The organism is Phenylobacterium sp. (genome assembly GCF_004799395.1).
Classification (GTDB): domain Bacteria; phylum Pseudomonadota; class Alphaproteobacteria; order Caulobacterales; family Caulobacteraceae; genus Phenylobacterium.
Window position 1 is genome coordinate 1 of record NZ_SSMZ01000195.1, and the last position, 8,791, is coordinate 8,791.

The window sequence follows — 8,791 nt, forward strand, 5'->3', positions numbered from 1 at the left end:
GCAAGCCGGACGTGGACCTGATCGAGGGCCTGTCGCCGGCCATCTCCATCGAGCAGAAGACCACCAGTCGCAATCCGCGTTCGACCGTCGGCACGGTTACCGAGATCCACGACTACATGCGCCTGCTCTGGGCGCGGGTCGGCGTCCCCTATTCGCCGGCCACGGGACTTCCCATCGAGAGCCAGACCGTCAGCCAGATGGTCGACAAGCTGACCGCCCTCGATGAGGGCACGCGCATTTATCTGCTGGCCCCGGTGGTTCGCGGCCGCAAGGGCGAGTACCGCAAGGAGATCGCCGACTGGCAGAGACAGGGCTTCCAGCGGCTGAAGATCAACGGCGAGTTCTATCCGATCGAGGACGCGCCGACCCTCGACAAGAAGTTCAAGCACGACATCGACGTGGTCGTGGACCGGCTGGTCACCAAGCCCGGCCTCGAGAGCCGCTATGCCGATAGCATCGAGCAGGCGCTGCGCCTGGCCGACGGCATCGCGGTGGCCGAATGGGCCGACAAGGACCCCACCGAGGAAGAGCCCAGGCGGCTGATCTTCTCGGAGAAGTTCGCCTGCCCGGTCAGCGGCTTCACGATCAGCGAGATCGAGCCGCGGCTGTTTTCCTTCAACAACCCCTACGGCGCCTGCCCGGTCTGCGATGGCCTGGGCATGAAGCTCGCCTTCGACGCCGACCTGGTGGTTCCCGACAAGGACAAGACCCTGCACAAGGGCGCCATCTCGCCCTGGGCCAAGGGCCCTTCGCCGCTCTACACCCAGACGCTGCAGGCGCTGGCGCGGCACTACGACTTCTCGATGGACCTCCCGTTCTGGAAGCTGCCGGACCAGGCCAAGCAGGTGATCCTGCACGGCTCCGGCGGGGAGAAGATCCGCTTCATCTACGACGACAACGCCCGCAAATACGAGGTCAACAAGACTTTCGAAGGCGTGCTGCCGAACCTGGAGCGTCGCTGGCGCGAGACGGACTCATCGTGGGTCCGCGAGGAACTCGGCCGCTACCAGGCCGAGACGCCCTGCGAGGCCTGTCACGGCTACCGGCTGAAGCCCGAGGCGCTGGCGGTGAAGATCGCCGGCCATCACGTGGGCGAGGTCAGCCAGCTCTCGATCCGCCACGCCAAGGAATGGTTCGAGGGCCTGGAGGCCCAACTTACCGACAAGCAGATGGAGATCGCCCGGCGGATCCTGAAGGAGATCACCGATCGCCTGCGGTTCCTGGTCAACGTCGGCCTGGACTATCTCGACCTGTCGCGCGCCTCCGGCACGCTGAGCGGTGGCGAAAGCCAGCGCATCCGGCTCGCCAGCCAGATCGGCTCCGGTCTGACCGGCGTGCTCTATGTGCTCGACGAGCCCTCCATCGGCCTGCATCAGCGCGACAACGCCCGCCTGCTGGTCAGTCTCAAGGGCCTGCGCGACCTCGGCAATTCGGTGCTGGTGGTGGAGCACGACGAAGAGGCGATCCTCACCGCCGACCACGTGATCGACATGGGGCCCGCCGCAGGCGTCCACGGCGGCGAGATCATCGCCGAGGGCACGGCCGCTGAGATCATGGCCGAACCGCGCAGCATCACCGGTCAGTATCTCTCCGGCGTCCGCGAGATCGAGGTGCCGGCGGAGCGGCGCCCGATCTCCAAGAAGAACGTGCTCAGGGTGATCGGCGCCACCGGCAACAACCTCAAGAACGTCACCGCGGAGATCCCGCAGGGGACCTTCACCTGCATCACCGGCGTCTCCGGCGGCGGCAAGTCGACCTTCACCATCGAGACCCTCTACAAAGCCGCCGCGCGGCGCCTGCACAACGCCTCGGACGCGCCCGCGCCCTATGAGCGGATCGAGGGGCTGGAGCTGTTCGACAAGGTGATCGACATCGACCAGTCGCCGATCGGCCGTACGCCGCGCTCGAACCCCGCCACCTACACCGGCGCGTTCCAGCCGATCCGCGATTGGTTCGCAGGCCTGCCCGAGGCCAAGGCCCGCGGCTATGGGGCCGGCCGCTTCAGCTTCAACGTCAAGGGCGGCCGCTGCGAGGCCTGCCAGGGCGACGGTCTGATCAAGATCGAGATGCACTTCCTGCCCGACGTCTACGTCACCTGCGACGTCTGCCACGGCAAGCGGTACAACCGCGAGACGCTGGAAATCCTCTTCAAAGGCAAGAGCATATCCGATGTTCTTGATATGACCGTCGATGAGGCGGCGGACTTCTTCAAGGCCGTGCCGGTGCTGCGCGAAAAGATGCAGACGCTCAACCGGGTCGGCCTGGGCTACGTGAAGGTCGGCCAGTCCTCGACGACGCTGTCCGGCGGCGAGGCGCAACGGGTGAAGCTGTCCAAAGAGCTGTCACGCCGCGCGACCGGCAAGACGCTCTACATCCTGGACGAGCCCACCACCGGCCTGCACTTCGAGGACACCAAGAAGCTCCTGGAGGTGCTCCACGAGCTGGTCGACCAGGGCAACACCGTGGTCGTGATCGAGCACAACCTCGACGTCGTGAAGACCGCCGACTGGATCGTCGACTTCGGCCCCGAGGGCGGCGACGGCGGCGGCGAGATCGTGGCCGTCGGCACACCGGAACAGGTCGCCGCCAACACGAAGAGCTGGACCGGTCGCTATCTGGCCGAGTTGCTGGAACGCCAGGCCGGCCGCCAGCGCGCCCAAGCTGCGAAGGCCAAGCCGGAGAAAAAGACCGTCAGCGCCTAGCTGAAGGTCCGCCCCAGGACCTCCATCGGCACGGGCCCCGCGCGAAGCACCGCCTCGTGCCAGTCGCGCACGTCGAAGGCGGCGCCCTGGCGAGCCTTGGCCGCTTCACGCACCCGCACCAGCTCCAGGCGCCCGACCATGAAGGCGCAGGCCTGGCCGGGATAGACGCAGTAGCGGTCGATCTCGCGCTGGGCGGAACTGACCGGTTCGCCGGCGTTCTCGACCATCCAGCCGGTGGCCTCGGCGCGGGACCAACGCTTGTGGTGGATGCCGGTGTCGACGACGATCCGCGCCGCGCGGAACAGGGCGGCCTGAACCGCGCCGATCTTCCCGAACGGGTCGTCTTCATAGGCTCCGATCTCGCCGGCCAGCCGTTCGGCGTAGTGCGCCCAGCCCTCCACATAGGCCGAGTACTGAGCAAACTGCTTGTAGAGCGGCGCCCGATCGCCGCGGGTCTTGCGGAACACTGCGCCCTGCAGGTGGTGCCCCGGATCGCCTTCGTGGTGCAGCAGCGTGGGGATACGCCAGGTCGGCAGTTCGCTTGGGGTCTTGAGGTTGATGCTGATCACGCCCGGCCGCGAGCCGTCGGCCGGCGGGCCGGAGTACTCAGCGCCCGGCGCGCCGTCCTGGATGGCGATCGGGGCGCGTTCGATCAGCATGTCGCGATCCGGCAGGGTGCGGAACGCCTTGGGCAGCAGGGCCTGCACCTTGGCCACCCGCAGATGGGCGTAGGCCAGGATCTCCGCACGCCCGGCGTCGTCGTTGGTCTTGAGGAACCGCGGGTCCACATCGAGCGCCTGCAGGCGCGCGCCCACCGGGCCTTGCGTCAGACCCTGCGCCTTGAGCAGGCCATCCAGCTCCGCGCTCATGCGCGCGAAGGTGTCGAGGCCCAGCTGGTGCATCTCCTCCGGCGGCGTGGCGACCGTGGTGTTGGAGCGCAGGCCCAGCGCATACCATTCATCGCCCCTGGGCAGTCGCCAGACACCGGCCTCCGTCGAGGCCCTGGCCTTCAGGGCCGCGAGCGCCGCCGCCTGCCGATCGAGCGCCGGGGCGATCTGGGTCTCGAAGATCTTCCGCGCCGCGGGTCCCACGTCGTGCAGCCCTGCCGCGTCGGCGCGGGCGGCGGGGCCCTTCACCAGGCTCGAACCCGCCGGGCCTGTATCTCGAAGCTCGGCGATCTGGCCCATCGTCGTCGCCAGGATGAAGTCTGGCGGCCTCACCCCCGCCGCGGCGTCCTCGGCGATCCGCGCCCGCTCCTGGTCCAGCGTCACAGCGAAGGCGGCCAGGCGCGAGAGATAGGCGTCGGCGTCATCGCGGGTCGCGACCGCGGCGTGGGCGAAGCGCTGCGGAAGCCAGTAGTAGGCGCCGCTCATCTGGCTGACGATGTAGGGCCCGGGCCGCAACGCGTGGTCCTGGAATCCGTAGAGCGCGCCCACCTCGGCCAGCATCTCGTAGCTGAAAGCCGCGCAGTCGTAGTCGATGGCCATGGCCGGGCTGAGCGCCGCACGGTCGATGCGCTTCAGTTCGGCCCGCCAGCGCCGGGCGGCGGCCGTCGCGCGAGCCTTGCCGGCGGGCGAGCGGTCGTCGAGCTTCCACCGCGCCGCCTTGCCCCGCGCGTCGTTGAGCGCCGAGGTCGCCGCCTCCGGCGACATCGCCAGGTATTCGTCCATGTGCCGCGACAGCAGCGCGCCCAGCGCCGAATCGGGGTCCGCCCCCGCCACCGCTCGGGTCGCCGCAGCTGCGGCCAAGGCGCCGGCCCCCATCATCAGATCGCGGCGACGGGGCATCGGAGACTCCAGGCTATGCGGGACAGGCTTACCCTCATAGCCTAGCCGCAACCCTCATGAGAACGGAGACCAGGAATGATCCTCTACGGCGCGCCGAACCCTGCCCCAAATCCGCGCCGGGTGCGCATCTTCCTGGCGGAGAAGGGCATCGACCTGCCCGAGACCCGGATCGACATGATGAAGCGCGAGCACAAGTCGCCGGAATTCCGCGCCAAGAACTCCATGGGCCAACTGCCGGCGCTGGAACTGGACGACGGGACGTGCATCGCCGAGACGGTGGCGATCTGCCGCTACTTCGATGAGACCCAGCCCGACCCGCCGCTGTTTGGGACCTCGCCGGTGGAAAAAGCCGTGGTCGACATGTGGGTGCGCCGTACCGAGTTCACCGTGATGACGCCCGTCGGCATGTTCTGGCGCCACGCCCATCCGCGCACCGCAGCCCTGTTGACCCAGTTCAAAGACTTCGGGGAGTCGAACAAGGAGACCTACAAGGGCGCCCAGCGCTATCTGAACCGCGAGCTGGCGGACAAGACCTGGCTCGCGGGCGAGCGGTTCTCGATGGCCGACATCTGTTTGCTGACCACCGTCGATTTCGCCGATTGGATCGGCCTGCCGCTGGAGGACGAATATGAGAACCTGAAGGCCTGGCACGACCGCGCCTCGGCGCGGCCCAGCGCCACCGCCTAGACCGCCTCAGGCTCTGCGGTCAGGGCCTTGTAGGCGGCGGCCCAGGGCGTCCAGGCGATGGCGATCGCAAAGGGGCCGAACACGAACGGCGCGATGGCCTGCAGAAGGAAGAGGCCGGGGTGGTTGCTGAACCCCTCCGGCCCGGCCAGGTCGCCAAGCTCCCGGAACCCCACCACGGCCAGGGTAAGCAGGAAGAACGCGCCCCAGACCAGGACGCTGACCAGCAACCCGAGGCAGCCGGCCAGCACCGTCATGCCGAGCAGAGCCCAACCGTTGCGGCGGGTCAGCCGCCACGACCTCGCAAAGTCCACGCGATGCTCGGCGACGCACAGCGGCAGGACGAAGCCGAGCCGCAGGGCGAGCCAGACGCCAAGGCTAAGGGCGGAGAGGCCCACCACGACCGGCCCGACGCTGGCGACGGGCCGCACAGCCCGCGCCAGGACGACCGCGGCCAGCGCCAGGACGCCGGCGCCCAGAACCAGGACGAGACTCGCGCCGACGGCGCGAAGTTCGTCGCCGCCGAGCCGCAGATAGAAGAAGCCCCGGTCCTCAGGCTGGAAGATCGCGCGGAACAGAGCCATGCCGATCATCAGCTGCACCACGACGGTGGCGACCGCCACGATCGGACCCCCGACGGTCTCGCCGATGAGGCCGGGGTCGCCACCCGCCACCGAGACAATCGTAACGCCGACGGCGATGAACAGGACCACGACGGCGACCATCACAAGCAGGTTGAAGCCGGCCCAGCCCAGCACCACGCGCCAGTGATTGCGGATCACCTGGAAGCCCTCCAGGGCCGCGTCGCTGGCGGAAAAACCGCTCACGGTCGGAGCGCTCAGCCCGCCTCGGGCTGGGCGGTCAGCGGCTGGGCCGGCGGCCAGCCGTGCAGGTGCTGATAGGCCACTGCGCCAGGCGCGGCGATCACGGCGTTGTAGAGCGCGCTGAACACGCTGGAGACCACCGTATAGGCGATCACGCCGATGCTGAGGTAGCTGCGCAGCGAAGTCTCGTCGGCGTTGAATATGCTGTGGATATCGGACGCCTGGCCGCCGGACAGGAGCACGATCACCCCGGCCACGCCGGTGAAGATCACGAGCAAGAGCACGCCAATCACTGCAATGCAGGCCAGCGCGAGAACATAGGCGCCCAGGAGCCGCCAGAACTGGCCCTGGGTCAGTCGCCAGGACTCGAAGATCGCCAGGCGTTGTTCTGCGAAGGTCGCCACCGGCGCGAGCGACAGGCGCACCAGCACAAACACCACCAGCCCGAAGGAGAACAGCGACGTCGCGGCGCCCACGAACCCGGCGGCCGTGGCCCCGGCGACCGAGGCCATGGCGGTGACGATGGCCGAGGCGATGGTGAGGCCCACGACCAGCAGGATCGCGAGGCCGACATAGATCAGCGTCAAGCCCATCAGCCGCAGCTCGTCGGAGCCGAGCCGCAGATAGCCGAAGCGGGTGTCATCGTGGCGGAAGATCAGGCGGTAGACCGCCGCAGCCATGATGCACTGCACGGCCAGCCCTAGGAACAGGATCGGGGCCACCACGATCAGGGCGTCCAGGAACTGCCCCGCCGTCGGCGTGTCGCTCGCGCTCATGGTCTCGAGCCCGTGACGCACGCTGGCCGGCATGAAGACGGTGCTGACCGACGCGACCACGCTCACAAGGAACGACACGACCACCCAGGCGCCGAACGCCCGGGGATTCTCCCGTGTGACCCGAAATCCCTCTAGCGCAGCTTCAGAGGCTGAAAAGCCCGCCATCCTCGTCCCTACAGGCCCGACCCCACGACGTAGGAAACGAGTCGGCCCCCCTTTGGATGCAAGGGTGGGGCTGACGCCCCCCGCGTGCAAGGCCCCGCTCGCGATCCGGGCGGATCGTTGCTAGTTAGCCACGCATGAAACCAGAGCCTGTACATGTGGTGGGCGGCGGCCTGGCGGGCTCGGAAGCCGCCTGGCAGATCGCGCAAGCCGGCGTGCCGGTCGTGCTGCACGAGATGCGCCCAGTGCGCGGCACGGATGCGCACCAGACGGACCGGCTGGCCGAGCTGGTCTGCTCCAACTCCTTCCGCGCCGACGACTGGACAGGAAATGCGGTCGGCCTGCTGCACGCCGAGATGCGTCGGCTGGGCTCGATCATCCTGGCCTGCGGCGACGCCCATCAGGTGCCGGCCGGCGGGGCCCTGGCGGTCGACCGCGATGGTTTCGCCGAGGCGGTGACCGCGCAGCTGGAGGCCCATCCCTTGGTCACCATCGCGCGCGAAGAGGTCGCAGGCCTGCCGCCCGCCGATTGGGACAAGGTGATCATCGCCACTGGGCCCCTCACCTCGCCCGCCCTGTCGGCCGCGATCCTTGGCCTGACCGGCGAGGGGGAACTCTCGTTCTTCGACGCCATCGCCCCGATCGTGCACCTGGAAAGCATCGACTTCGACGTCGTCTGGCGCCAGTCGCGCTACGACAAGGAAGGTCCCGGCGGCGATGCGGCGGCCTACATCAACTGCCCGATGGACCAGGCCCAGTACGAGGCTTTCATCGACGCCTTGCTGGCGGGGCCGAAGTCGGAATTCAAGGACTGGGAGCACGTCCCCTATTTCGACGGCTGCCTCCCCATTGAGGTGATGGCCGAGCGGGGTCGCGAGACCCTGCGTCATGGCCCGATGAAGCCGGTAGGCCTGACCAACGCCCACAAGCCGACGCAGAAGGCCTGGGCCATTGTCCAGCTGCGCCAGGACAATGCGCTCGGCACCCTGTGGAACATGGTGGGCTTCCAGACCAAGCTGAAACACGGCGCCCAGACCGACATCTTCCGGACGATACCAGGCCTCGAAAAGGCGGTGTTCGCCCGACTCGGCGGTCTGCACCGCAACACCTTCCTGAACAGCCCACGCCTGCTGGACGGGTCGCTGCGCCTCAAGGCCGATCCGCGACTGCGCTTCGCCGGCCAGGTGACCGGCGTCGAGGGCTATGTGGAAAGCGCCGCGGTGGGTCTGCTGGCCGGCCGCTTCGCCGCCGCCGAGCGCCTCGGCCAGGCTGCCACGCCGCCACCGCCAACGACGGCGCTCGGCGCCCTGATCGGCCACATCACCGGCGGGCACCTGGACGCCGGCCCAGAAGCGGGAAAGGTCGGCTCCTTCCAGCCGATGAACATCAACTACGGACTCCTGCCGCCGCTGGAGGGCCCGAAACATGGCGCCGACGGCAAGCGCCTGCCCTACAAGGATCGCGGCCGCGCGAAGAAGCGGCTGATGGGCGAGCGGGCCCTGGCCGATCTGGAGGCCTGGGCCACCGGCGCGCCGGCCCTCGCGGCGGAGTAGCTGCGCCCTCCCCTAGTGCGCGGGGATGATCCAAGGGATCAGGAACTGCTGCGCGGCCACCAGCGCCCCGAGGATCACAGTCAGCACGACGCTGTGCGGGAAGGTGCGCGCGAAGATCTGACCCTCCTGCCCGGTCATGCCGGTCACCGAGACGCCGGTGGCGATATTCTGCGGCGAGATCATCTTGCCCATCACCCCGCCTGAGGAATTGGTGGCGGCGAACAGCACCGGGTTCAGGTTGAGTTGATTGGCGGCGACGACCTGCAGATTGCCGAACAGGGCATTGCCCGAGGTATCGCTGCC

At 68.4% G+C, this 8,791-nt stretch carries 7 protein-coding genes; 3 read left to right on the forward strand and 4 right to left on the reverse strand.

Annotation, left to right across the window (positions count from 1 at the left end; translation table 11 throughout):
• Positions 1–2,702: excinuclease ABC subunit UvrA (gene uvrA, locus E8A12_RS12735; protein WP_293369272.1), on the forward strand; the 2,702-nt coding region annotated here is incomplete at its 5' end.
• Here the strand turns inward: uvrA and E8A12_RS12740 are convergent.
• Positions 2,699–4,489 (reverse strand): DUF885 family protein, encoded by a 1,791-nt coding sequence (locus E8A12_RS12740; RefSeq protein ID WP_293369274.1) that lies wholly within the window; start codon positions 4,487–4,489, stop codon positions 2,699–2,701. The two genes, uvrA and E8A12_RS12740, sit on opposite strands and share 4 nt — an antisense overlap.
• 75 nt (positions 4,490–4,564) lie before the next feature.
• Between E8A12_RS12740 and E8A12_RS12745 the strand changes: the two genes are divergently transcribed.
• Positions 4,565–5,176 (forward strand): glutathione S-transferase family protein, encoded by a 612-nt coding sequence (locus E8A12_RS12745; protein WP_293369276.1) that lies wholly within the window; start codon positions 4,565–4,567, stop codon positions 5,174–5,176.
• Here the strand turns inward: E8A12_RS12745 and E8A12_RS12750 are convergent.
• Both E8A12_RS12750 and E8A12_RS12755 read right to left on the reverse strand, forming a co-directional pair.
• A complete protein-coding gene (locus E8A12_RS12750) occupies positions 5,173–6,000 on the reverse strand; it encodes a hypothetical protein (RefSeq protein WP_293369278.1) in 828 nt (275 codons plus the stop codon). The two genes, E8A12_RS12745 and E8A12_RS12750, sit on opposite strands and share 4 nt — an antisense overlap.
• A gap of 11 nt (positions 6,001–6,011) precedes the next feature.
• Positions 6,012–6,851: a hypothetical protein gene (locus E8A12_RS12755; RefSeq protein WP_293369280.1), complete on the reverse strand. Its 840-nt coding sequence runs from the start codon at positions 6,849–6,851 to the stop codon at positions 6,012–6,014.
• A 221-nt stretch (positions 6,852–7,072) separates the two neighbouring features.
• On the opposite strand from E8A12_RS12755, the gene trmFO reads away from it, so the two are divergent.
• Entirely contained in the window at positions 7,073–8,488 is a 1,416-nt protein-coding gene (gene trmFO / locus E8A12_RS12760) for a methylenetetrahydrofolate--tRNA-(uracil(54)-C(5))-methyltransferase (FADH(2)-oxidizing) TrmFO (protein WP_293369282.1), read from the forward strand.
• Between the two features lie 12 nt (positions 8,489–8,500).
• Here trmFO and E8A12_RS12765 read toward each other — a convergent pair.
• Positions 8,501–8,791 (reverse strand): L-lactate permease (locus E8A12_RS12765; RefSeq protein ID WP_293369284.1); only part of this gene is annotated, 291 nt, incomplete at its 5' end.

What these genes read in the sequence shown, in the direction of transcription:
- E8A12_RS12740 (WP_293369274.1), bottom strand. Translation starts at nt 4,489, where the DNA reads ATGCCCCGTCGCCGCGATCTGATGATGGGGGCCGGCGCCTTGGCCGCA.
- E8A12_RS12745 (WP_293369276.1), top strand. Translation starts at nt 4,565, where the DNA reads ATGATCCTCTACGGCGCGCCGAACCCTGCCCCAAATCCGCGCCGGGTG.
- trmFO (WP_293369282.1), top strand. Translation starts at nt 7,073, where the DNA reads ATGAAACCAGAGCCTGTACATGTGGTGGGCGGCGGCCTGGCGGGCTCG.